We start from the raw sequence: 23,964 nt of genomic DNA, 5'->3' as shown, positions 1-23,964 counted from the left end.
ATCTTATTTGAAACGTTTAAAAATTAAGGAGGTATTAATCCCTCCAAAAGCAAAATTATTGCTCATCATGGTTTGCGTTTCTGCTGAACGCATGCCCGATACCACATAATCCAGATCACCGCAGGCGCTGTCAATCTGATCTAAATTTAAAGTCGGCACCAATTGGTTGCGTCGCATCATTTCAATACTGAGCCATGCTTCAATGGCGCCACACGCCCCAAGCGTATGCCCAAAATAACTTTTTAATGAGCTAATCGGTTTTTTGCCTAAGATCCGCGCAGTCGCTTGTGATTCAGCAATATCCCCCTGATCGGTCGAGGTACCATGCGCATTAACATAATCAATATCTTCGGCTGTAAGCTGTGCATCTTTGAGTGCCAACTGCATACAACGGCCCATCATTTCAGAATCAGGTCGGGTCACATGCTGACCATCGGTATTGCTGCCATACCCCACAATCTCGGCATAAATGGTCGCCCCACGTGCTTGCGCATGTTCATACTCTTCTAAAATCAAACAACCTGCGCCTTCACCCACCACCAAACCATCTCGGCTTGCATCAAATGGACGTGGGGTTTTCTCTGGATGGTCATTTTGCACACTGGTCGCCAATAGCACATCGAACACGGCTGAACCCGCTGCACTGAGCTCTTCCGCACCACCTGCAATCATCACAGTTTGCTTGCCATATTTGATCGCTTCATAAGCTTGGCCAATCGCCATAGAACCTGAAGTACAAGCACTCGAAGTTGGTAGGGTTAAACCCTTTAAACCAAAATACACCGTCATATTGACTGCACTGGTATGCGACATCATACGAATGTAGGTCGTGGCATTCAGTTGGCTCATATTGTGCTCAATCAACATGGCGCCAAACTCACGTACGGCATCCACACTGCCCGCAGAGGAACCAAAGGCCACACCTGCATCACCACTTTTTAAGATATCCGCATGCAGTAAACCTGCATCTTCTAATGCTTTTTCAGCACATACCGTAGACATTAAAGCAACACGCCCCATGCCACGGGTTACTTTACGGTTAAAATGCTTCGGTACAGTAAATGACTCCACCGGGCCAGCCAATTTACTGCGTAAATCAGGATAAATTTCCCAGTCAGGCATATAGCGAATACCGCTTTTGCCTTGTGCAAACTGCTCAAAAATTTGTTCTGCGGTTTCACCCAAAGAAGTAATTCCAGACATGCCTGTTACGACAACACGTTTCATTAGATCAAGCCTCCATTGACTGAAATCACTTGACGAGTGATATAACTGGCATCATCACTACATAAAAACTTCACCGCTTTTGCGACTTCTTCTACCTGTCCCATGCGTTGCATCGGGATCATTTTCAAGGCGTGTTCTTTAACTTCTTCGTTCACCATTTCGGTTTCAATCAAGCCCGGAGCAACACAGTTCACGGTAATTTTACGTTTGGCCAATTCCAGTGCCAATGCTTTAGTCGCTCCAATCAAGCCTGCCTTAGCAGCGCTATAGTTCACCTGACCACGATTCCCCATGATTCCAGATACTGAAGACAAGGTCACAATACGTCCGCCCTTTTTCAAGCGAATCATCGGCATCATCAGGGGTTTCAGCACATTATAAAAACCGTTCAGAGAGGTCGAGACCACATCATCCCAGTCTTCATCGGTCAATGCGGGGAAAGCACCATCACGGGTTAGTCCTGCATTCAACACCGCACCGTAAAAAGCACCATGCTGTGCTATATCTTGCTCCAAAATGTCAGCAATCTTTTCACGCTCATTCACATCGAACATCAGTACATGACTCGCCTGTCCAAGCGCTTGAATCTCCTGAGCCACTGCTTCGGCCTCAGACTGTCTTGAGCGGGCATGGACCGTGACATCAAAGCCTGCCTTTGCCAACTCCAAAGCGATCGCTTTACCTATTCCACGACTCGAACCCGTGACTAAAACTCTTCTGTTCACACTAATTTTCCAATGATTTCATTCATATTTTCAGGCTCAAATACGCTCAACATAGCGCTGAACCGATGTTCTTGATATTCAATTTCACAATTAAACTGCCCCAAACCTTCGTGCAGATAACTTTGTTCGACCCGAATCTGCACGGTTGTACCCAAACTAAAATAGGCACAGGGTAACTGCATTTTACGCGTTCCCAATAAAAAGCCAATTTTCGGTGGCAATCCTTTGGTTTGCCCTTTATAGCCTGCATAGGCACTAATGGTCTGCGCCATCAGCTCAATACTGCTCCATGTGGGCAAGCCATCTGGTTCACAAAACATCAAATCGGGTGTGATGTGAAGTTCTGCAATCGCAAACGTATCATTGGCTTCAATCAGATGACTCACAAAAACCATCGGTTTCGCATGTGGAATAAACTGTACTGCGTCCATCATGACAAAACCGTCCCGAAAATTAAACTGATGTTGCTCCCCCCAAAAGCAAAAGAATTACTCATCGCATAGCGAATGGGTGTATTCAAATGCGGTGTAAGCACATAATTTTGCCCAGCCAACGCATCGTCCAATTCACCTGCATGATGCAGTGGCAACCAGGATTGATCCAATAAAACTTGCTGGCAAATAAAGGCTTCTATTGCACCCGCCGCCCCCAGACAATGCCCTGTTTTATGTTTGGTGCTGCTAAGTGCAACTGAATAATCTGCAAAAACAGTCTGCACTGCTTTAATTTCCATCGCATCATTTTGCGGTGTAGAAGTCCCATGCAAATTTAAATACCCAATATCGCCTGCTTCAAGCTGTGCCATATCTAAAGCTTTTTGCATCGCCTCCGCAGCCCCTCGTCCTTCTGGATGTGGTGCTGAAATATGCCATGCATCCATTGACTCGCCGCTCGACAGTAACATCACAGGGGCAGGCGCTTTGGAGAGTAAAAACAGTCCTGCGGCTTCACCAATATTAATACCATCACGGTTGGCACCACAGGGCTGACAAATTCCGCTCGATAAGCTTTCTAAACTATCAAAGCCATTTAAGGTCAGCTTGCATAAGGTGTCTATTCCACCGACTAAGACAGCATCGGCCAAATTGGCATTCAGCAGACGTTGCCCCGCCGCCAGCGCTTTGGCTGCGGAGGAACAAGCGGTAGAAATGGTATAGGCAGGCCCTTCCCAGCCCAAATACTGTTGTAAGGCTTTCGCTAAACTACCCATTTCTTGTTTTTGGTGCTGTACAGACTTTGACGCTGGCTGTTGAAACTGCGCTTTCAATACAGGCTCATTATCCGCGATGCCTGAGGTTGACGTACCGATAATCACAGCAAGACGTTGTTTAGCAAACTGCGCAGTATAAGCATGAATTTCAGTTTCAATATGTGCCAGAGCCGTCAAGGCAAAGCGTAGATTCCGTGAATCTGCACCGCTCAAGCTTTCAGGCACTGCTTGAACCAAGGCTTGATCAGATGCACCGACCCAAACCGAACGCCCCGCGATCAAATCCTCTCGTTGCGACAAAGTATTTTCAGTATTGGTTAAGGCATGCTGAAGCTCAGTGGCATTTTGCCCCAAAGCCGACAGCGCCACACTGAACTGAATCCCCACGGCTGAAACATGCTGTAGATTTTTAGTCATGATGGTCACCTTGATCATCTTCTAAAGTATTGCTCACCGTGCTGATCACCATTTGATAAGGCACTTGCAGATTATCTAGTTCAATTGTTCCTTCATTGTGCTGAATTTTCAACACGGGTTGCTGCTGTATATAAATGGTATCGTCTTTCTGCACGACCGCATTTTGAGCAGTATGTAAGGCAGCAAAATTTGGATACGTGGCATACAGAATATCACGCACCACATAATCAAAAGGCAACCGTTTCATTGGATCAATCCGCTGTTCAACTTCGACCTTTTGACCATCAAAACTGAGCTTAAACAACTGCTGTCCTGTGAGGCTGAGCGCCAGCATGTCAAGCGACTGTCCCCGTTGTTGCTGATACAGTAAAAAGCTGAAACTCTGGGTTTTCCACTGCACTTCGATTTGGTCTTGACGTTGATAATTTTGCGCTGCCCACTGCGGAGTCGCGAGTCCCTGCGCCTTGGGGATCCAGCTTTGGCAGGCACTACAAAGCAGAGCACTGGCTAAAAGCCAACTGACAGTTTTCAAACGCAGCTTAAGTTTCATCGGTCAGCGACTCTTTTTGCGGTTGTTCTTCTCGGCAATATTCGGCCAAAGTGCTCAAGCGTTGCTTGGCATTACGATGAATCGGGTTGCTTGCATCCCACGCATAACCTGCCAGTAAGGAAGCAATCATACGGCGGATTTTCTCATCCTGCTGAGTGGAGAACACCACATCCTGAAACTCCCCCGAATACCATGACTCGACATAGGCACGAAATACTTGAATGCCTTTACGTAGTGGCTTTTCATATTGCTCCATCCAGTCTACTGCCTGACCTTGCAGCACTTGCTCGACCAATGGTACGGCTAGACTGGACGATTTCAAAGCAATAGTCACTCCCGAAGAAAAGACAGGATCGAGGAACTCACCGGCATTGCCCAGTAGCGCGTAGTTTTCAGATGCCAAATGTTTCACATCGGCAGAGTAGCCCACCAAAGTACGGACAGGAGTATCATGTTTGGCGTGACGTAGCACATGCGACAAGCTGACATCATCCGCCAAAATACGTTTCTGCAAAGCTTCTAAATCATAATCTGCACTGCCGTCATAACCATATTTTTCAAAGAAATCCTGCTCCGCCACGATGCCAAATGAAGAGCGCCCATCAGCAAAGGGAATCAGCCAATACCACGCACGATGATCTTTTTCATGTACGGTAATTAAAATTTTCTCACGGTCAAACTCAGGGTCATTCAATAGACCGTCTTCAATGTGGGTAAAGACTGCACGGCGCACAGGAAAGTCCGACGGGCTTTCTAAGTCGAGAAACTTTGGCAAAATGCGACCAAAACCGCTGGCATCCAAGAGGAACTTGCCTTGAATTTGGTAGCTGTTGCCTTGCTCATCTTTGACCGTCAAAATCGGCTGTGTGGATTTGACATCGACGGCCAAGACTTCATGGCCAAAACGGATGTCCGCGCCCATTTTTTCGGCTTGCTGTGCCAAAAGCTGGTCAAAGTTGGCACGTCGGACCTGCCATGTAGTGCCTGGGCCTTCACTAAATTTTTGGGTGAAATCATAAAAACTACGCTGTCTGCCTCTTAAAAAAGCCGCGCCATTTTTAAACTGAAAGGCATATTCGTCGGCATGTGCACGCACCGTTTCCAATAAACCCGCTTCTTCTAAAAACACCATACACTGCGGCAATAAAGACTCGCCGATGGAAAAACGCGGAAAATATTGCTTTTCAATGACCGTGACTTGGTAACCTTTTTGGCGCAACAAAGCTGCAGCCGAGCTGCCTGATGGTCCCGCCCCAATAATTAAAACATCTGTCTGTTGCATGGTGCTCATTGCACTGTACCCTTTGACTCAGCTCTTTGGCTGATATTGTTGAACCACCACATGTTTTGCATCGGAGGATGTAAAAAGTGTGGCATAAATAAATGAAAAAATAACGCCCAGCAACACTGTTAAGCCAAAACTGTGAATGGCATAGGTATGACTAAAGGACAGCAAACCAAAACTAAAAAACGTCGACATCATGCACAGGAATAAAGCCATCCCCACCACCTGCGGATGATCATGTCCGTGGCGGTAGAAAATCGCATAGTCCACCCCAATCCCAATGATCAGGAAGGTACCCATAATGCTGAATAAATTAATCTCGACACCCAGCCATGCTTGAATCGCAAACGTGGTCATTAAGGCCATGCTGACAGGCAACACCAAAGGCAGAATGGATTTTTTGCCATATAGTGTCCCTAAGCCAATGGCTAAAATCAGCAAAGCGCTGAGTAATAGCCACTGTGCCTGCTCACGGTGCTGTTTAAACAATTCAGACAGTTGATGAACGGGACGTAACAGTTGTACATCAGCATTCTCAAGCTGCTGTACGGCTTTGACATCATGCACATTTTGCAGCATCACCAAACGTTGTGTCGGACTCATCTGCAAAAAATGCAGAGGATGATCTTTAAAGATGGCTTCGGTCAGCAACGGCTGGTCTTTTAAATGGGCTTGCCAGTTTAAAACATCGGCTGCGTTGAGCTGTAGTGCTTGCGCATATTCCACCAAAGCGGGCTGAGGAATCGCCTGTAACATCGCGATATTGTGCTTCTGCTGCTCAGGCGATGGAATCCACTGCCCTAAAGCTTGTACAGCATCTAGCTTTCCAGCCTGTTGCAAGGGCGCAAGCTCTGCCAACAGTTGCTGTTCACGCTGCTCTAACTCTGCTGGGGTTCGACCTTGTACCACAAAATATTCACTGCTTTGCTGTTGCATAAAGCGTGAACGAATATATTGATCTTCCTGCTTTAAAGTGGCATCCATACTTTGTAAATTACGGATGTCATCATTGCTTTTCAGCAAGGCGAGACTACTACCCATCACCAGTAGAATCAGTGCAATCATGCCATAACGTAGCGTGTTGTGGCGCTGCACATAACTACGTGCTTTGCCAATAAAGGCCAAAGCACGTATCGCGGGTTCCGCATTCAGCGCAGGCAAACGTGGCAGCAATAAAATACTGGTCACCCATGCGGCGCTCAGTCCAACCATGGAAAAGACCGCAATCTGTTTAAAACCCGGAAATGGGGTAAAACTCAGCACCACATAGGCTAACAATGTGGTCATCAAACCCACAAATAGGCTTGGCAATAATGGTTTTAAAACTGCAAATCCATCCACCTGTCGATGCTGAGACTGCATGGCCATAAAGTAAAATGAAAAATCGACACAGACCCCTATCAGACTGGCGCCAAAGACCAGTGTCATCAGGTGAATTTCGCCGAAAACCCAATACGTCACCGCAAAGGCCACCAGACTGCCGGTACCGACTGCAACCATTTCCGTCAGCATCGGGCGTATCGAACGGAAGCCAAACCAGACCAGTAGTAATATTCCGATGGTCGAACCCACGCCAATAGTCGAGATTTCCTCTTTGGCAGAATTGGTGCCAAACTGTGCAAACAATAACGTGCCTGTCCAGTGCGGTTTAACCTGCAACTGGTTGAGCTGCCGATTGATATTCTGAATAAATGCAGCAGTCTGCTCTTGGTAGGCAATGTTATAGGGACTGCTATTGAGCTGAAGCACCATCAGGCGCGAGATGCCCTGCTCATCACGAATCGTGGCAAAGCCCTGCTCTAAATTGATATCGGCATTACTTTGTAGGGCACTTAAACCCACTGCATAACGGGGAAACAGCAATAAAGGATCTTGCTTGAGCATTTCAGCCGTGATTGGCATGCCCGGACTCATCAGTTGTAATAAGCCCTGCTCCATCAACGCAGCAGTATCCTGCCCTTGCACAATCTGCTGATCAGTCTTGGATAATAACCCCGCCTTGTGTAGATAGAGCGCTTGGGCAAATTGATCAGGATCAAGCTGTGGACGAACAGGTAAAAACAGCTGACTGTGGTCGGCTTGGGTTTTGAGTGCCTGCGTTGCCTGTTCGAGTTGCAGATCTGTTTTGGCATCCAGCACCACAAAAACTTTGTCATTTAACTGCTGGCTGACATATTGCTGTGCTTGTTCCAGATGAGCATCTTGATGTGCTTCAGGCAACAAAGCAAAAATATTGGTCTCAATCTTGATGCCTTTATTCAGCCAAGCCACGCCCAGTGCCAAAGCAATGACACACAGCACCAACAACCACAGGGCGCTAAACTTATTTTGCCAATTGGAAAAGCGCATTTTCCGCAGCCGTTAAAGTTTGAGGTTGAGCCGTTTGCTGGCTAAAACGAATGATGGTGCGATTATTGGCTTGTTCCAAAATGGTAATACGGTCCACATAACGCTGCCCTTGCGCATCGACTTGGACAAAAAGCTTTTTAAATAGACCACTTTTCGGTGTCAAACTGACATTCCATTGCGTCGGACTGTAATTGGCAGACACCACATTAAAGTTTTTAGCGAGTGCCGCTTCATTGCCCGACATCAACTGTAAAAACATCGTCGCTACAGAGCCATAAGGAGTCTTATCGACTTCAATTTGACTGGACGTGCGCTGCGTCTTTTGTACCAGCTTACGCGGTGTCACCACCAAATCGGCTTTGACTGGACTTTGAATCTGCCACAGCACGCCTTGGTTTTTGCTGAACAGTACCGTGCCTTTGGACACATAGGTTTTATTCAAAGAGGCCAGTTTTTTCTGCTGCTCAAATTGGGCACGCACCACAGGCGTTGCACCGAGCTGAGCAAACACCTGCTTCAATTCAGTATTTTGTGCATTCACTGTGGGAGCAAGCAGTGTCATCATACTGGCTGTACACGCAACCAAAATCGGCTTAAAAAATTTGTATCGAATCATGCTTGCATTACTCCGCTTTAAATTCAGGCCATGCATTTAAACAGTCCAGCAACACCTGTGGCGACTGGAAGCACATTTCACGTTTTTCAATGTGTACCGCCACTTGCGAGGTATAGCCTTTGGTCAGCTTTCTGCCTGAAACCGCATCGAAAATCAGATATTCGATTTTTAAGCGATTTTCCCATTCTTTTAAAATGGCGCGCACACGAATTTTTTGCTCAAACTCGATGCCTTGTACATAACGCACATGACTTTCAATCACCGGCCATGCATAGCCCGAGTCACGCATTTGGTTATAGTTATAGTGAAATTGATCCAGCAGTTTGCAGCGCGCAATTTCAAAATATTTTAAATAATGCCCGTGCCACACCACATTCATGGTGTCGACATCATGAAAAGGCACTTCAATGATTACATCAGCATGCATGCCCATTTCCTATGAATATTGAACAGCAATGCTGTCTAACAGTTCTAAATCCTCAAAGCGATGAACCAATGCCTGAAGCTCTTGTTGCAAAGGACGATCTTCCACTACATAGGTGAAGCTCTGAAGTACCCAGTGTTGAAATGCTGTTAAAACAGGGCTGAGTTCTGTATCTACCCCTTTGAGTTTGACCGCCTGAACCGCTGTACAGCTGAGTGCCGCAATCACTTGTTCAGTCAGGGTAATCACTCGACTGGCATCACGCGCAGCAATGGTGCCCATACTGACTTTGTCTTGATTATGACATTCGGTTGAACGTGAGAAAATCGACGCTGCGAGTGTTTGTTTCAAGGCTTCTGCTGTCCATGCCGAAACCCCAATTTGCACCGCTTTAAAGCCATGATTCAACGGCAAACGCTCAGGGCTTGAACCAGTTAAATTGCGCGGCAAACCATTGTTCATTTTATAGTCGACTAACTGTGCCAACTGGCGATCCATCAAGTCGGCAATATTCGCGATCATAATTTTCAGGCTGTCCATGGCTTGGGCAATATGTCCGCCATAGAAATGTCCCCCATGCAGTACCCGCAGGTTCACCGGATCAATCAATGGATTGTCATTGCTTGAATTCAGCTCATTTTCAATAAACTGACGCAACCAGACTTTAGAATCTTCAAACACCCCAATCACATGCGGCGCACAACGCAATGAATAACGGTCTTGCAGACGTGAACTTTGGTGTTCGGTTTGTACTTCGCTATTCAACCAGTCACGTAATTGGGCTGCAATATGTTGCTGTCCCGGATGTGGTTTTTGCGCAAACAAGACTTCATCAAAATGGCTTGGATTCCCTTCTAAAGCCAAAACATTCAGGGCGGTAATCAAAGTACTGGCAAAAGAAATCTGTTCGGCTTTTTTATAATTCAGACAAGCGATGGCGGTCATAACCGCTGTACCATTCATCAGGGCCAAGCCTTCTTTAGGACGCATCACCAAAGGCTGTATACCTTTTTCGGCATACACTTGTGCAATCGGCATAATCTGGTCTTGATAGTACACATCGCGCTCACCGACCAAGGCCCCAGCGATATAAGACAAAGGCGTCAAGTCCCCACTGGCACCCACCGAACCTTCCGAGGGAATCACAGGAATCACATCTTCATTCAGCATCCAGACCAAACGCTGCAACAAGGCATGCGAAACACCCGAATAACCGCGTGCCAAAGAACATAAACGCACCACCACAACAGCACGCGCTGTAATTAAGTCTAAGTTTTGCCCCATGCCACAGCCATGAAAACGCGACAAATGTAGCGGCAGCTCATGCACTTGGTGGGCTGGAATTTCAACCAAGCACGAGTCGCCATAGCCCGTGGTCACGCCATAAATGACGCCTTCGTCTTGCAACAGCTGATCGAGGAAATCTGCGCCACGTTGAATCAATGCTGTCCATTCAGCAGAGGCAGGCAATGCCACCTGTTTTTCCTTACGCGCTACAGCCACAACATCTTCAATACTGAGCGGAGTTTCCCCAACAATTAACACAAGACTTATCCTTTATTCCAAAAATTATAAAAATTAAACCATTGATAGGGCGCACGTATGCAATGCTGTTCCAACAGTTCCACATACTGTCGTGTGGTCTGTTGCATGGCCTGTAAACGCTCTTTACGTGGCCAGTTTAACTGCTCCGCGACTTGATGGATATGCACTTCAAAATGTGTATCGACTCGATAGCAAAACACAGCCAGCACAGGAGCTTTCAACAAACTGGCCAAAATCCATGCGCCCTGTGGCCACAGCGCCTGCTCACCTAAAAACGCAACCGATTGTACCCGATCTGACTGCACAGGTACGCGGTCTGCAGCCACAATCACCCATTCACCTTGATCCAACTTATCCTGCAAAATCAGTGCTGTTTCGATCCCCAACTCATCCACCGAAACCAAATTGACATCGGCATGTTCATTCAGTTTTTTTAAAAATGCATTGAACTTGGTGGCATGCTTTTGATAGACCAACACATTAATTCTCTGCGGATGCTCTGCTTTGACGGCGCGCAGTAATTCAATATTGCCAAAGTGCGACACCACAATCACCGCACCTTTTTGATAGTGCGAGCGAAAGTGCGCATGACCATGTAGCTTTAAGTTCTGTTCAGGAATATGCCCAAGCCAACCTTCAATTTTATCTAAAATACATTCGCCAAATTGCATCAAATGCGTATAGCTATGCCAAAGCTGCGGCTCAGCCTGAAACGGTGACTGTGCACCTGCAAAATGATGCAGTTTTTTTAAGTACAACAGAGAAGCCTGACGCACGGTATTGGAAAAGAGCCAGTACCATAAAATCACAAAGTACAAGATGACCCGACACAGCCAGCGCCCACCCAAACGGTAGAAACCCAGCATCAGCATCAGCGGCAACATCCCGCCCCGCTCTTTCACGGCGCTCCATTTCTGCATATGCTTCTCTGACCGCCTTAGCCTTTAACTTTCTGATAAATCAGTTTGGGGAACCGCAGCAGCATGCCACCTAACAAGCGACTATGCGCGCGCGCCATGCCCAAATTGTCACGCCAAACATCAAAATGTGAAATGCCACCTTCAGGGTAAACGACATGCGTGGGCAAATTGATAAACGGCACATTATCCCATTTCAAACGCACCAAAATTTCCGAGTCAAAGCCCATCCGCGGTTGAAACTTGGCTGTATTTAGAATGTTCACCGTCTGCGCCAAAGGATAAACACGAAAGCCACACATGCTGTCTTTAATGTCAAAAGACAGACTGTTAATCCACACCCAAATATGGGTTGCATAACGGCCATAGAGACGTTTTTTTGGAACAGTCGCATCAAAGATCGGCTGACCAATAATCATGGCTTCGGGATGCTGGATAGAGATGTCTAAAAAGCGTTGCACATCCTGCCAATCATGTTGTCCATCCGCATCCAGTTGCAAAGCATGGCTATAGCCACATTGAAAGGCATGCTTGAGACCCGTGATCACCGCCTGCCCCTTCCCTTGATTGTGGGTATGTTCAACCAAATCGACCCTTGGGTAGTCCTGCGCAAGCTGATGTAACACTGTTGTACAATCAGCATCACTGCCATCATTCACCATAATAATGGGTAACTCAAAAGCGCTTAAATGTGACAGTAACGCAGCCAAATAATGCGGATGGTTATACACAGGAATCACAAAGCAGTGTTTCATATTTGTCTCTCGGCTTAAACGTCTACAGGGACAGCAAACAGCAAACGTCCTGATGCCAATATTTTGTCATGATTTTTCAGCTCAAAACTGATCTTATGTGCTTTACGGCTGAGCACCAGTTCCAGCGTTTGATAGGGTTGGATCAGTCCTTGAAATTTTAACTGCTCAAAACCATTGCACCACAGTAAATCTGCCCAGTTTTGTTTGGCAAAATGTTGAATAAATCCAATTTGCCCTACGCCCGGATAAATCGGGAAGTTCGGAAAATGCCCTTTAAAGCATTCCAGCTCAGGCACAAACTCCAAAGCATAAGTGATCTGCATATCCTGTGACTGCTGTGTCAATACCACAGGCAGAGTCATCGGCTGAAAGAGTGATTTTAAATACTGTTTGTTCAGCTTCGATTGTGCATTTTGTGGCATTTGCGTTAAAAACCGCCACTGCCGCGGAATCGCGATACTTTCCAATTTCAGTTGTAAGTGTTTTTTCAGCTGTGCGGTAAAGGCAGCTTTACCCTTTTCAATGAGCAGCGCCCTTGCATCATCCGTTAACACTGCCACCACCGCCAACATCTGACGCTGTTCTTTTTCATGAATTAAAACATGGCACTGCTGTATTTCTGCCAACTCAGCGATTTTTGCTTCAATCGCATCGAGACTTAACCGCTTTTCTTCGAGTTTGACAATGCGGTCCAAACGCCCCAACAACTGAAACGAACTTTTGGGATTATCTGCATCCATAACCTGCACTTTATCACCTGTCAAAATCCAATCCTCGCTATAGGCATGGTTGGTTTTAACGGCTAACTCTTGCTGCTCGGCGCAGTTAATTTCGACATTGGCAAAGGGTGTCCATAGTGCATCATCCGCCTGACGGTGAGCAATCCCGCCTGTTTCAGAACTACCAAACACTTCGGTAATGGGACGGTTCAGCAAAGGACGCACACCTGCATCCAACTTTCCGCCAGAGGAATAGACCCGATGGCAGTCTTGCAACACCACATCTGTGGTCCAGCGCTTCAACAATGCAGGACTTGAAATCAGATAATTGGGTAGTTGCAGATGGGCAATTTTCTTTTGAAGATCAACCACATCTTCTGGGAAAGCCAGTTGTTTTTGGTAGAAACTACGTCCACTGGCTAAGGGCCACAACAGCTTAAACAACAAACCATAAATATGTTGATGACTCACCGTGGCAATCGCAACTGCCCGCTCAGGCAAATCAAAACTGGCTTCCAAACCACAGACTTCATTGAACAATTGTTGCAAGGTGCGCGGAATCTTTTTCGGCTGCCCTGTTGAACCCGAAGTATAGAAATACAGCTGTGCCTGATTGAGAAAGGCAGCATCAAATTGAAGCTCAAAGGTTGACGATGCTGTCGACGGCAAACGTTGTAAAAAATAAATCTGCTGTTCAGCCAATTCTTTTTCTAAGTCACTGACCCGATGCGGCGGCAACAGCACTTGCTTACCTGCTTGCAAGGCTGCAAACAACAATACCAAAAACTCATAACTGTCTTGTTCCCAAAGCGCCCATACTGGCTGTTCCAACTGCTGAATTTGCGTAGCCTGCACAGCTACATCCAACCAAAAAGTGTGAAAGGACACAAAACTTGAGTCCGCCTGAATACACAAGGGACGCGATGAATGGAGATGATGTTGAAAATGACAAGACATAAAATTTGTTTTTAAAAACCGTATTTCTAATCGCTATAGTTCGAGGCCACTGTTTCAGTTGCCCTGACGGAAATGCTGTTATTTCTGTGCCTGATGCAGTCGTTGCTGGCGTTTACGCAACACAAACTCACCCAGTAACAGTCCACCCATCAAGACATAAGAGATCAAACCGTTATACAGCACCCAAATCTTCATCGGTGCAAAGAAAACAGTGATCAGGGCAATGACCGCATTGATGCAAAAAAAACCACACCAAACTTTGGTCACTTGACGGGTCCATTCTACTCCTTCTTCGGGCAGATTAGGCTCTGCCAAACGTGCAAAACGTTCAATCATTGAAGGCGGTCGAATCAAGGTGCTGGCAAAAATAAACAGCGCCCCAAGACTCATAAAGACAGGATAGAGTTTAAGCCACGCATGATCTTTTAAAATCAAACTCAGCCCGCCACATAAAATGGCAAAACCCGTCAATGGCCACAGCAGGGCATTGCCCTTACTCAATAGCCGCAGAACGCCCAGTACAATCAATACCGCACTGACCCAGACATACTGTCCATGTGCCAAAGCATAAGCCACAAAAAAAGGATAGAGGATCAATCCAACCCCTGCTACCCCTTTTAAGATGTTGTTCATGCAGCCGACATATTCTGAATCACGACCACCACATCTTCTACGGTGCGCACATTTTTAAAGTCTTCAGGGTTGACTTGTTTGCCGGTCAACTCTTTAATTTTTACCACCAAATCAATGGCATCAATACTGTCAACATCGAGGTCTGAAGCTAGGTTTGACTCTAATTGCACATCTTCAGGCGCAATTTCAAACAGCTCTTCCATCCATTCACGTAATTTTTCTAACACGGTTTCTTGTGCAAGCATAGCAACCTCTTATGCTGTTTTCTGTGCTTCAACCAAAGCCACTAAGCTTTGAATTGATTTAAAATGTTCTTTGGTTTCTGCAGACTCTGCATTCAAATGAATGCCATAACGTTTTTTCAATGCCAAGCCTAATTCAAGGGCATCAATCGAGTCCAAACCTAGACCATCGCCAAACAAAGGCGCGCCTGTATCAATGTCTTCAATACTGATGTCTTCAAGGGCAAGGACATCAATAATCATTTGCTTTAATTCATCAGCAAGATTAGTCATTTAGGGATAACTCTTGGTTAAAAAACCACTGTAATTGTTGATTTAATTGACGTACATTTTTTGGATTGACCGTTACGTCATCCAATACGTCTTCCACGCGGATCGCATCCAAGACTTTTACATGGATATGAAAAGGCTGTTCTGGAATGTGATACCATTTTTCGTTTTTAGTGAGTGTCGAGGGCGTACAGCTAATTAGCACAGGCCGAATCGGTACCCCTGCCCTTAGTGCAATATTGGCTGCGCCACGCTGGAACTCGTTCAACTGCTCACCTTTGGCCGTCCGTGTTCCTTCAGGAAAGATGAGCAATGAGGCAGCATGGTCTTGTTGTAATTTATGTACACAGTCCTGAATAAACTGCTCGGAACCTGCATTTAAAATATAGCCTGCGCTTTGTACAGGACCTTTGGTAAATGGATTCGACCACAGCGCCTGTTTCACAACGCAATTCGCTTGTTCCATTAAACCAATTAAAACCACCACGTCAATCAGTGTCGGATGGTTGGCAATCACCAGCTCTTGTTGGCTGTGCTGTAGCTTATCTAAACCTTCAACCGTATAGGTCATAATGCCCAGTTTTACCATCATCTCGGTAAAACCTTTGAAACTGTGCTTAATGACCTTTTGGGTGCGCTGCTTGCGAACTTCTGGGTCTTGTGAACTCAGCTTGACCATTGGTGCAATCAAACTACCAATCGCCACACCGCCTAAGCCAAAACTGGCAAAGCTAAAGCCCGTTGCCCCAACACGCCATGCATAGTTGGCTTTTTGCTTGATTTCATCTAATTTCAGCATTTTGTCCACACTTCAAATTCAGTTTCGTTGTTATTGTTCCAAAACGCATTAAACGCTAAAGCTTGTTGATAAGCAGGATCTTGAGCGATGTGATGTTCTGACTCTAAAATCAAATTTGCAGGCGCTAATGAAATCACAGCACCCATCGCAAAAGCAGCAAATGGCTGATGCTCGATATAAATTTCAGGTAGTGCATCATCATAATACACCAGCAAAACCTGACGGGCTTCGGGCTGTGTTTTTAACCACGCATAGGCTTCAATCAACCCGTCATTCCACGAGCCTGCCAAACTGGTCGCAGGTGTCGCATCCTGACATAAAATAGAATACAAGCCTGAAATGGCATTATGAACCGAGGTTGAAAACTGTGTCGGTGAAGGCGTTTGCTCTCTCAAGACATCTTCTAATATATTCAGCGTTTTGGCTTCATCGCCATATTGCGACACCCAAACAATATAATCGACATTGCAGGTATCTAAAGCTTGTATGGCACTATTCAAAGCCAGCTTTGCCAGACGCGATAAACGTCGACGTTGCATCGCAGGAATGTGTTCTATAGCTGATAATTCTTGATCAACCGAACTTAGATTTAAGCGGGATACGTGGAGTTGCATCATCATGATCAGTGTTTAAAAAATTGACAAATTATCAGGCGCGCAATTATAGCACCGAGCCAAATTTTTCACAAAAAATAACAAAACCACGTTGTTTTCAAAAATAAAAATGTGAAATACCATTCACTTATCAATAAAAAATTGCCGCTTTTTTTATCAATACCTCTAAATTGGCGGATTTTTAGTATCCCCACGTAACATGGACTACATTTAACCTACACGTTGTATCATTTTAAAAGATCGCACCATAAGCCTTTGATTATATCTATTGGCAAACCAAAGGCTTAACAAGAAAGGATCTTCATTAAGCTTGAGCAATGACAGGCTCAGTTTGTGGCAAACGGCGTTTGATCACGGCATAAGCTACACCAGTCACCACACTTCCAATCGCAATCGCCAATAAATATTTTAATGGATAATTCATCGCATTCGGAATGATCAGCACCATTACACCGCCGTGCGGAGTGACCAATTCACATTTAAACAATGCAACCAAAGCCCCCGTTACAGCACCACCTGCGATCGTACATGGAAGCACTCGAATCGGATCTTTGGCTGCAAACGGAATAGCTCCTTCCGAAATAAAACATAGGCCAAGGACCACAGCAGCCTTCCCTGCATCTTGCTCAGGTTTGGCAAATTTATGCTTTGCCAGAAAAGTTGCAATTGCCATACCCAATGGCGGTACCATACCCGCGGCCATGGTAATCGCCATCGGTCCGTATGTTTGTGACGTCAGTAAGCCTACCGTAAAGGCATAAGCGGCTTTATTAATTGGCCCCCCAACATCAATACACATCATACTCCCAAGAATAATCCCCATGATCATGGCATTGGTCGTACCCATATTGGCAAGGAAGTGTGTAAGTAATTCAAACAATTGTGCAACAGGCTGTCCAACCACATAAATCATGATTAAACCAACAGCTAAACTGGCTAATAGTGGAATAATCAAAATTGGTTTTAAGGCTTCTAGGCTACTTGGGAGTTTTAATTGTTTCGATAAAAATAACGCAATATAACCTGCAATAAAACCTGCAACTAAGCCACCGAGAAAGCCTGCCTCTAATTGTGTTGCAAGCAAGCCTCCAATCAAACCAGGGGTTAAGCCCGGACGATCCGCAATAGAATAGGCAATGTAACCTGCCAGCATAGGCACCATGAGAGTAAATGCTGCAGCGCCTATTTGTTTTAAGGATGCTGCAAAGCTCCCTTCAACAGGATTGAGGCCAAACATAAACGAGATCGCAATGATCAAACCGCCCGCCACCACCATCGGCAGCATGAAAGACACCCCCGTTAAAAGGTGTTTATAAATTCCAGCTTTTTCTTTGTTTTCACTTTCTGTCTTGGTGGCTGTTTGCTTACCCGTTTCAAGCACTTTGGCTTCAGCAATTGCATTTGCAAAAGTCTTATCGGTTTGCTTAAGGGCAAATCCCGTACCGCAGCGATATACACGTTTGCCTACAAAGCGATCGGTATTGACCTCAATATCCGTTGCTAAGATCACCACATCTGCATTGGCAATACATTCTGCCGATAAAATATTTTTAGCCCCAACCGAACCTTGGGTTTCAATATCAATCTGATAACCATGCTTTACTGCACCTTGTTGCAAGGCTTCGGCCGCCATAAACGTATGTGCAACACCAGTTGGACATGCTGTAATTGCGACAAACCGTGTAACCTCAGCATTGTCTGCAATAGGTTCATCTACAGCATCTGAATGCTCAAAGACTTGTTGCAAAAGTATGGTCGCATCATGTTGTGCGGCACCCAAACGAATGACTTTCACAACTTTGTCACGCAGTTGATCTGTATCTGTCGACTTCTGTCCCACAAAAACAACCGTATCAATAGCATTTGATAAATCGAGATGTTCGACTGACGTCGCTACATGATTGGAAATACCAAGTGCTGTTGCTGCTTTGGACAATTTTTTGGCCAAAATCACTGCATTAATCGGCTGCTCGGGACTATGTGGCACAAATAGAATATGTTTTATCTCTTGCATCGTATTAACTCAATGATTGGACTGAGATTTGCGATTTCAAATCTTCAATAACAGCAAAGTCTGGAAGGGCAAACCCTATTTGGGTCACGGCATTGCTCGCAATTGCGGTTGCTGTTTTCAATGTTTCTTCTGGGGAAGTTGAACTCAACAAGCCATGAATCATCCCTGCCACTAAGGAGTCTCCTGCACCCACCGTACTTTGGACGCTGACCTTCGGTGCAGTAGCATGCAGGGATTGTGTGCGGTGAAGCCAGTTCACCCCGTTTTCACCCATCGAGACCACAATGTGTTCTATCTGACTATTTAAACGGGCAAAAAGGTGCTGTTGTTCTGCAAAAGTTTCTGCTGGCAAATGGTAAGTTTCCGTCAACTCATCCGTATTGGGCTTAATCAACCAAGGATGGGCAGCAATTGCCGCTTTCAATGCAATACCACTGGTATCCACTGCGACTTTTTTACCCTCAGACTGTAACCATATAATCAGCGTTGAAAGCTCTTCTGCAGAAAAACCTTGTGGCAAACTACCTGCAATCACAATCGCATCCACTGCAAAAATCAGTTGTGATAGGCGTTCACGTAGCTGTTGTTTTGCGGCGGTATCCACAAAAAAGCCCTTGCCATTGATGTCTGTCATCTGACCAGAGGCTTCTGCAATTTTAATGTTTTGTCGTGTTTCACCTGCAACATAAATAAATTGGTTATCAAATTGCTCTTGCTGGATATGATGGTCAAAAATTTGACGGTTTTCTTGCCCCAAAAAGCCACTCACAATCAGTTCATGTCCCAAATCCTTAAGGACCTGTGCCACGTTTAAGCCTTTACCTGCTGCATGGCTTTGGGCCGTTAACTGACGATTGACCTCGCCAATTTTTAGTTGATCCAATTGCACGGTGAGGTCAATTGCAGGATTCAGGGTAATGCTTAATATCTTAGCCATTCGGTAATTACTCCACCAATGCACGTACGGCGGTTGCACTGTCACAACTTAAGGCTTGCTGTGCGACCTGTTGGCAATTTATATAGTTCAAACCACGAATTTGCGCCTTCACCAATGGAATACTGGTACTCGACATACTCAACTCATCCACGCCCAAGCCCATCAATACAGGCACAGCTTTTGGGTCAGCAGCCAATTCACCACAAATGCCCACCCATTTACCATGCTGATGTGCTGCCCGAACAGTCTGATCAATCAATAACAAAATACTCGGATGTAAGCCATCAGCTTCAGCAGACAACAGCGGATGACCACGGTCAATCGCCAGAGTATATTGAGTCAAATCATTGGTTCCAATACTAAAAAAATCAACTTCTTGAGCAAGAATCGGAGCCAACAATGCTGCCGCAGGAACCTCAATCATAATACCGACTTGTAAGTTTTCACATGGATGCTGTATGCGAACCTCATCCAAAATCGCTTTTGCTGCTCGCCATTCTTCAACCCGCCCAATCATAGGAAACATAATCCTTAATGGGCGATTATCCGCAGCTTTAAGTAAGGCAACCAATTGCTGACGTAACAATTCTGGCTTACGTAAAGTCAGACGAATACCACGTAAGCCCAAGAATGGATTTTCTTCTTTTTCAATAGGCAAATACGGCAAAGGTTTGTCCCCGCCCACATCAAGTGTACGTACCACCAATGGACGACCCGCCAAAGCATCTAACACCACCCGATAATCGGCTTCCTGTGTAGCCTCATCAGGCGCACTGCTGTGTGACATAAAGACCAATTCTGTGCGTAGCAAACCAATTGCTTCTGCCCCATCTGCCACAGCCTGTATCGTAGCGCCTACTTTGCCAATATTGGCTGCAATTTCAACTTGATGTTGATCCAGTGTGATGGCAGGTTCTAAACAGTGCTGTTCCGCTTGTTCTCGTAACTCACGCTGGCGTTGGCGCTCTGCAATGGCATGATCAATCTGGCTTGGCTCTGGTGAGACCACATACTCACCTGTATCCCCATTAATCAGCACGGTGGCATGGTTCTCAATACTTAAAACAGTTGCACCCGCACCTACGACCGCTGGAATAGCCAAAGCACGTGCCACAATAGCACTATGGGCACTCGCCCCACCAACCGCAGTCAAAATACCTGCAACCCGGTCTTTATTCAGACGCGCGACATCACTTGGACCAACATCATGCATAATTAAGATATAAGGTTGCTCGGGTTCTGTGACCTCAGCAACACCGCACAAAGCAGCCAAAACACGCTCACCAATATCTCTCAAATCAGCCGCACGCTCTGCCAGTAAATGATCACTAAGTGCAGCCTGCGCAGTCGCAGCCACTTCAATATGCTCATGCCAAGCCGCCGCAGCAGACAACCCTTGTTTTAAACCGCGTTGCACACTTTGGATGAGGTCTGGGTCATCCAGCATTTCCAAATGTGCCATGAAAATCTGTTTAATGGCGGTAGATTCAGTATGTGCAATGAATTGACGTAAGCTGTTTTTCACCTGATGAAGCGCAATTTCAAGCTTTTCATTCTCAGCTTTAAAGCTCTGTCCGAGACGTTCATAGCTAAATTCACGTGGCTTCACCACATGTGCAGGACCAAAAGCAAGGCCAGTTGATGCTGCAATACCGCAGCTCCCCGTATCGCCATGTGATTCAAAACGCAGTAATTCCAAAGTATTTCCGACTGGGTCACTACTGCTGTGCTGATGAGATACAAGGTCAATAGCTTCAACCTCTTCTCCTAAGCCCTGTTGAACTGCATCAATAATCTGTTCTAAGCCTGCTACAGCATCGGTATCAGGTTGTGCAATAAAAGTCAGAGTTTGACCACGACGGCATCCCATGGCTAATAATTTGGTTAAACTTTTTGCCGAAACGTAAGCCCCCTCATCTACAGCAACGAGAATATCCCCTGCAAATTTCTTGGTCATATTGACCAAGTGTGTCGCGGGACGCGCATGCAGTCCATGAGCGTTGGCTAAGACAATACGACGAGATGGCCAATCAGGAATCAGTTCAGCACCAATTAACTGCGCCAACTGGTGACTATCTTGCTCTTGGTTGAGGGTATGAACTTGTTCAGTATCAAACAAAATATCCATTAATTGTTGAAACCGTGGCATATCCAGTTGCTCATTACTGGCAATACACACCAAAGTCTTGAGCATTTCCTGCTGATGGCTTAAAACCTGTTCCGCTTTTACCAAACTTACAGCTGGGCTCAAAACATGCTGGTTCGAAGTGATCGACCAGACCCCCTCCCCTAAATGAATCATGCTTTTTAGGTTTAAACCCGACAGAAAACCACACTCCACCATTTTTTGCTGTTTCAGTAGCTGTGTTGCCTGCCAAATCAAATCCTCTACATCTAGTGCGGGAACTTGAGTGGCGATTAAATTTTCATGCAATGCCAAAGATGCTGGTTGGGCTTGTAATAATGCAATAATTTGCTCTGCAGATTGAGCCTGTTTCACTTGGTCAGCGACCTTGTTAATTAAAGCCCGTGTCAAAACTTGTAAGACTTGCAAATGCTCATCTGATTTCGCAGCAATCACCACCGCTAAATAAATTTTATTTTCACCGTCCCAAACAATTCCTTCAGGAAAGTGCGCCAGACGAATACCCGTTTTTAAAATAGATTGGCGCGACTGAGGTGTCCCATGCGGAATGGCAATTCCTTGCCCTAAATACGTTGCACTTTGTTGTTCGCGCGCGGTCAAGCCATGAATATAATCAGGGGTAACCAATTGGTCTTCGACTAAGATATCGACTAGACATTGCAACGCTTGTGCCTTATCAGTGGCGTGTTGTTTCATTCGAACATGTTGTATATCTAGCGCGAGCATAAAACGTCCTTGCAAAGCAGCATAGTGAGAAGCCATGCCTTTTTTACTGGAGAAAAAATAAAAGTCGAATTCTACTCAGGATTTACCCGAAAATCTGTATATTTTAGTCAATCATTTAAATGATTGTTATCGTGAATAAAGGTTTAATATTTTATGAAGAAAAATTTTCATAAATTATAAATAGTTAAGAATAGTTAAAAAAAGAGAAGGAAATATGTTCCTCCTCTTTTTATTTTTCAACTAGATATAGTATTGCGCTCTTTTTTTGGCAAATTTATCGAGCTGCTTTAAAAAGCCTTCAAAATAGTCTTTTTCTTTTTCTTCAGTACGATATCCAGCGTAGAGAGTACGACGCAAACCTTCAGGTGCTACACAGTCCAAACGACGTGAAGTCACCCAGCCTTTTTGTTCATATTCATTCACTACCCAGTCTGGCAACGCACCAATACCACGACCACTTGCCACCAACTGGATCAGCATTTGAGTCAGATCGGTGGTACGGATTTGTTTTGGCAGAATATTGGCTGGAATAAACAGACGCGACATAATATCCAAACGATGTTTATCAACTGGATAGGTAATAAGAGTCTCTTCGGCAAGCTCTTGTACAGTAATCTCTTTAGCGCGAACCAAAGGATGGGTATTGGATAAGACCAAACGTGACTCGTACTCAAAAATTGGGAAATATTCTACCCCTTTTAATGCAATCGGATCGGCTGTAATCAATAGGTCAAATTCGCCCGTCTGTAATAATTCATGCGGGTTCGCCTCAAAGCCTGAAGCAAAGTCCAAATCAACATCAGGATATTGCTGACGATATTGATTTAACAACGGCATTAACCAATCAAAACAACTATGACACTCAGAAGAAAAGGTAATGCGTCCTGTTTGCCCATGTACGATACGGGTAATGTCGCTTTGTGCAATTTGTACCTGTGGTAACACCTCATCCGCTAACTTTAATAGACGCTGTCCAACATTCGAAAAACTAACAGGGCGACTGCGACGATTCACCACCTCCACACCAAACCATTGATCAAGCTCACGCAACTGGTGCGATAGTGCTGAAGGGGTTAAACACAAATCCCCTGCAGCAGCGACCAATGAGCCATGCTCTCTTAAGGCGGTTAAAGTTTTTAAATGGCGGAGTTCTAACATCTGGCGCAACTCAAGGTTTAATTTTAATAGATACGGTATAGCTTAACTGATAATTACGCCTAATACTTAATATTTTTCACCTTTAAATTAAACTTATTAATTTATTTCATTATTTAATTTTAAATCATGCTGTCTATAACAAAAATTTTACCGCCCTACACGGTATGTAAATATATTCAGCACACAATCAATAACTCAGAGATGCAAGCCACAATTTACTGCTGAAGCCTGTTTTAGACATGAAAGTAACTCTCAAACAAGTAAAGAAAATGATTGGCACGATCAACTACAAGTTAAAAACCACAGCTAAACACTTCTTATGGGTTAAGCTCAATCCACCCTATTATATACCTGAGTGATATTCATCTCATTTATATAAAGCTGATGTTTTCAAACACCTTCGATCAACTAAAGCACACTACATTATTTGCCTCAGCCTTGGTTTTTGATGTTCCACGTGAAGCATCATGTAAGCAGGGAGCAAAAGTCGTTTGTATCTCAAACTAACGAGATACAAAACAAGGCATGCAAAAACAAAAAAAGCTTCCTATTTTGGAAGCTCTTTTCAATGTTAACTTAACTATCAATCGTGAGTTTTAAAATCTCAGCCTTGGTATAACCACGTTCTTTTAAAAGATGTTGAATGGCTTTTTTCTCATCTTGATCTTCAAGAAATTTACAGCGTTGAATCAATCGCATATCCGTTTCAAATTGGAAATTATGACGACA

The 23,964-nt window shown here is 45.0% G+C and carries 22 protein-coding genes and 2 pseudogenes; all 24 read right to left on the bottom strand.

The features are described from left to right. Positions 1 to 3: 3 nt before the first annotated feature. Positions 4 to 1,227, bottom strand: coding sequence for a beta-ketoacyl-ACP synthase (locus tag ACE01U_RS12165; protein ID WP_086210671.1), 1,224 nt, complete (start codon positions 1,225 to 1,227; stop codon positions 4 to 6). Continuing rightward, positions 1,227 to 1,952, bottom strand: coding sequence for a 3-ketoacyl-ACP reductase FabG2 (locus tag ACE01U_RS12160; RefSeq protein WP_151706824.1), 726 nt, complete (start codon positions 1,950 to 1,952; stop codon positions 1,227 to 1,229). Before ACE01U_RS12160 ends, ACE01U_RS12165 begins: the two co-directional genes overlap by 1 nt. Beyond that, positions 1,949 to 2,386: a hotdog family protein gene (locus ACE01U_RS12155; RefSeq protein ID WP_291375151.1), complete on the bottom strand. Its 438-nt coding sequence runs from the start codon at positions 2,384 to 2,386 to the stop codon at positions 1,949 to 1,951. Before ACE01U_RS12155 ends, ACE01U_RS12160 begins: the two co-directional genes overlap by 4 nt. Next, positions 2,383 to 3,579, bottom strand: a complete 1,197-nt coding sequence (locus ACE01U_RS12150) for a beta-ketoacyl-[acyl-carrier-protein] synthase family protein (RefSeq protein WP_395579574.1) — start codon at positions 3,577 to 3,579, stop codon at positions 2,383 to 2,385. The genes ACE01U_RS12155 and ACE01U_RS12150 overlap by 4 nt, the downstream gene beginning before the upstream one ends. Next, positions 3,572 to 4,129 carry a DUF3261 domain-containing protein gene (locus tag ACE01U_RS12145; protein WP_395579573.1) on the bottom strand — a complete coding sequence of 186 codons (558 nt, stop codon included), beginning with the start codon at positions 4,127 to 4,129 and terminating at the stop codon, positions 3,572 to 3,574. The genes ACE01U_RS12150 and ACE01U_RS12145 overlap by 8 nt, the downstream gene beginning before the upstream one ends. Continuing rightward, positions 4,119 to 5,420: an NAD(P)/FAD-dependent oxidoreductase gene (locus ACE01U_RS12140; protein ID WP_395579572.1), complete on the bottom strand. Its 1,302-nt coding sequence runs from the start codon at positions 5,418 to 5,420 to the stop codon at positions 4,119 to 4,121. Before ACE01U_RS12140 ends, ACE01U_RS12145 begins: the two co-directional genes overlap by 11 nt. Before the next feature lie 18 nt (positions 5,421 to 5,438). Continuing rightward, positions 5,439 to 7,763: an MMPL family transporter gene (locus ACE01U_RS12135; RefSeq protein WP_395579570.1), complete on the bottom strand. Its 2,325-nt coding sequence runs from the start codon at positions 7,761 to 7,763 to the stop codon at positions 5,439 to 5,441. Continuing rightward, complete coding sequence (locus ACE01U_RS12130; protein ID WP_395579569.1) at positions 7,738 to 8,379, bottom strand: LolA family protein; 642 nt, start codon at positions 8,377 to 8,379, stop codon at positions 7,738 to 7,740. The genes ACE01U_RS12135 and ACE01U_RS12130 overlap by 26 nt, the downstream gene beginning before the upstream one ends. Before the next feature lie 7 nt (positions 8,380 to 8,386). Continuing rightward, complete coding sequence (locus tag ACE01U_RS12125; RefSeq protein WP_004684321.1) at positions 8,387 to 8,806, bottom strand: acyl-CoA thioesterase; 420 nt, start codon at positions 8,804 to 8,806, stop codon at positions 8,387 to 8,389. Between the two features lie 9 nt (positions 8,807 to 8,815). Beyond that, positions 8,816 to 10,348, bottom strand: a complete 1,533-nt coding sequence (locus tag ACE01U_RS12120; RefSeq protein WP_395579568.1) for an HAL/PAL/TAL family ammonia-lyase — start codon at positions 10,346 to 10,348, stop codon at positions 8,816 to 8,818. Between the two features lie 5 nt (positions 10,349 to 10,353). Beyond that, on the bottom strand, positions 10,354 to 11,268 hold the full coding sequence (locus tag ACE01U_RS12115) for a lysophospholipid acyltransferase family protein (protein ID WP_395579567.1): 915 nt from the start codon (positions 11,266 to 11,268) through the stop codon (positions 10,354 to 10,356). 17 nt (positions 11,269 to 11,285) lie between these two features. Further along, positions 11,286 to 12,020, bottom strand: coding sequence for a glycosyltransferase family 2 protein (locus tag ACE01U_RS12110; protein WP_395579566.1), 735 nt, complete (start codon positions 12,018 to 12,020; stop codon positions 11,286 to 11,288). A 14-nt stretch (positions 12,021 to 12,034) separates the two neighbouring features. Further along, entirely contained in the window at positions 12,035 to 13,696 is a 1,662-nt protein-coding gene (locus tag ACE01U_RS12105) for an ApeI family dehydratase (RefSeq protein ID WP_395579565.1), read from the bottom strand. A 78-nt stretch (positions 13,697 to 13,774) separates the two neighbouring features. Beyond that, on the bottom strand, positions 13,775 to 14,329 hold the full coding sequence (locus ACE01U_RS12100; RefSeq protein WP_395579564.1) for a COG4648 family protein: 555 nt from the start codon (positions 14,327 to 14,329) through the stop codon (positions 13,775 to 13,777). After that, on the bottom strand, positions 14,326 to 14,574 hold the full coding sequence (locus ACE01U_RS12095; RefSeq protein WP_317110386.1) for an acyl carrier protein: 249 nt from the start codon (positions 14,572 to 14,574) through the stop codon (positions 14,326 to 14,328). The genes ACE01U_RS12100 and ACE01U_RS12095 overlap by 4 nt, the downstream gene beginning before the upstream one ends. Before the next feature lie 9 nt (positions 14,575 to 14,583). Then, positions 14,584 to 14,844 carry a phosphopantetheine-binding protein gene (locus tag ACE01U_RS12090; RefSeq protein WP_086210683.1) on the bottom strand — a complete coding sequence of 87 codons (261 nt, stop codon included), beginning with the start codon at positions 14,842 to 14,844 and terminating at the stop codon, positions 14,584 to 14,586. After that, positions 14,837 to 15,640, bottom strand: a complete 804-nt coding sequence (locus ACE01U_RS12085) for a lysophospholipid acyltransferase family protein (RefSeq protein ID WP_086210684.1) — start codon at positions 15,638 to 15,640, stop codon at positions 14,837 to 14,839. The genes ACE01U_RS12090 and ACE01U_RS12085 overlap by 8 nt, the downstream gene beginning before the upstream one ends. Beyond that, entirely contained in the window at positions 15,634 to 16,257 is a 624-nt protein-coding gene (locus ACE01U_RS12080) for a beta-ketoacyl synthase chain length factor (RefSeq protein WP_119064462.1), read from the bottom strand. The genes ACE01U_RS12085 and ACE01U_RS12080 overlap by 7 nt, the downstream gene beginning before the upstream one ends. Before the next feature lie 301 nt (positions 16,258 to 16,558). Continuing rightward, complete coding sequence (locus tag ACE01U_RS12075; RefSeq protein ID WP_395579563.1) at positions 16,559 to 18,268, bottom strand: fructose-specific PTS transporter subunit EIIC; 1,710 nt, start codon at positions 18,266 to 18,268, stop codon at positions 16,559 to 16,561. Between the two features lie 4 nt (positions 18,269 to 18,272). After that, positions 18,273 to 19,205 (bottom strand): 1-phosphofructokinase, encoded by a 933-nt coding sequence (gene pfkB, locus ACE01U_RS12070; RefSeq protein ID WP_395579562.1) that lies wholly within the window; start codon positions 19,203 to 19,205, stop codon positions 18,273 to 18,275. A gap of 7 nt (positions 19,206 to 19,212) precedes the next feature. Further along, positions 19,213 to 20,862, bottom strand: a pseudogene (gene ptsP, locus ACE01U_RS17070) (phosphoenolpyruvate--protein phosphotransferase); the annotation flags it as partial. 86 nt (positions 20,863 to 20,948) lie between these two features. After that, positions 20,949 to 22,077 (bottom strand): annotated as a pseudogene (gene fruB / locus ACE01U_RS17065) (fused PTS fructose transporter subunit IIA/HPr protein); the annotation flags it as partial. 240 nt (positions 22,078 to 22,317) lie between these two features. Next, entirely contained in the window at positions 22,318 to 23,235 is a 918-nt protein-coding gene (locus ACE01U_RS12060; protein WP_058952405.1) for a LysR family transcriptional regulator, read from the bottom strand. A gap of 576 nt (positions 23,236 to 23,811) precedes the next feature. Further along, positions 23,812 to 23,934: a hypothetical protein gene (locus ACE01U_RS12055; RefSeq protein ID WP_265733404.1), complete on the bottom strand. Its 123-nt coding sequence runs from the start codon at positions 23,932 to 23,934 to the stop codon at positions 23,812 to 23,814. Positions 23,935 to 23,964 lie beyond the last annotated feature (30 nt).

This window comes from Acinetobacter halobius, from assembly GCF_044130335.1.
Classification (GTDB): Bacteria; Pseudomonadota; Gammaproteobacteria; order Pseudomonadales; family Moraxellaceae; genus Acinetobacter.
This window is presented reverse-complemented; position numbering and strand designations above follow the sequence as displayed.

Bases quoted from the DNA above. Each gene is read 5' to 3' on its own strand.
- ACE01U_RS12165 (WP_086210671.1), bottom strand. From the start codon at position 1,227: ATGAAACGTGTTGTCGTAACAGGCATGTCTGGAATTACTTCTTTGGGT.
- ACE01U_RS12140 (WP_395579572.1), bottom strand. From the start codon at position 5,420: ATGAGCACCATGCAACAGACAGATGTTTTAATTATTGGGGCGGGACCA.
- ACE01U_RS12100 (WP_395579564.1), bottom strand. From the start codon at position 14,329: ATGAACAACATCTTAAAAGGGGTAGCAGGGGTTGGATTGATCCTCTAT.
- ACE01U_RS12110 (WP_395579566.1), bottom strand. From the start codon at position 12,020: ATGAAACACTGCTTTGTGATTCCTGTGTATAACCATCCGCATTATTTG.
- ACE01U_RS12105 (WP_395579565.1), bottom strand. From the start codon at position 13,696: ATGTCTTGTCATTTTCAACATCATCTCCATTCATCGCGTCCCTTGTGT.
- ACE01U_RS12085 (WP_086210684.1), bottom strand. From the start codon at position 15,640: ATGCTGAAATTAGATGAAATCAAGCAAAAAGCCAACTATGCATGGCGT.
- ACE01U_RS12115 (WP_395579567.1), bottom strand. From the start codon at position 11,268: ATGCAGAAATGGAGCGCCGTGAAAGAGCGGGGCGGGATGTTGCCGCTG.
- pfkB (WP_395579562.1), bottom strand. From the start codon at position 19,205: ATGGCTAAGATATTAAGCATTACCCTGAATCCTGCAATTGACCTCACC.
- ACE01U_RS12095 (WP_317110386.1), bottom strand. From the start codon at position 14,574: ATGCTTGCACAAGAAACCGTGTTAGAAAAATTACGTGAATGGATGGAA.
- ACE01U_RS12075 (WP_395579563.1), bottom strand. From the start codon at position 18,268: ATGCAAGAGATAAAACATATTCTATTTGTGCCACATAGTCCCGAGCAG.
- ACE01U_RS12155 (WP_291375151.1), bottom strand. From the start codon at position 2,386: ATGATGGACGCAGTACAGTTTATTCCACATGCGAAACCGATGGTTTTT.
- ACE01U_RS12125 (WP_004684321.1), bottom strand. From the start codon at position 8,806: ATGCATGCTGATGTAATCATTGAAGTGCCTTTTCATGATGTCGACACC.
- ACE01U_RS12130 (WP_395579569.1), bottom strand. From the start codon at position 8,379: ATGATTCGATACAAATTTTTTAAGCCGATTTTGGTTGCGTGTACAGCC.
- ACE01U_RS12060 (WP_058952405.1), bottom strand. From the start codon at position 23,235: ATGTTAGAACTCCGCCATTTAAAAACTTTAACCGCCTTAAGAGAGCAT.
- ACE01U_RS12135 (WP_395579570.1), bottom strand. From the start codon at position 7,763: ATGCGCTTTTCCAATTGGCAAAATAAGTTTAGCGCCCTGTGGTTGTTG.
- ACE01U_RS12145 (WP_395579573.1), bottom strand. From the start codon at position 4,129: ATGAAACTTAAGCTGCGTTTGAAAACTGTCAGTTGGCTTTTAGCCAGT.
- ACE01U_RS12055 (WP_265733404.1), bottom strand. From the start codon at position 23,934: ATGCGATTGATTCAACGCTGTAAATTTCTTGAAGATCAAGATGAGAAA.
- ACE01U_RS12150 (WP_395579574.1), bottom strand. From the start codon at position 3,579: ATGACTAAAAATCTACAGCATGTTTCAGCCGTGGGGATTCAGTTCAGT.
- ACE01U_RS12090 (WP_086210683.1), bottom strand. From the start codon at position 14,844: ATGACTAATCTTGCTGATGAATTAAAGCAAATGATTATTGATGTCCTT.
- ACE01U_RS12080 (WP_119064462.1), bottom strand. From the start codon at position 16,257: ATGATGCAACTCCACGTATCCCGCTTAAATCTAAGTTCGGTTGATCAA.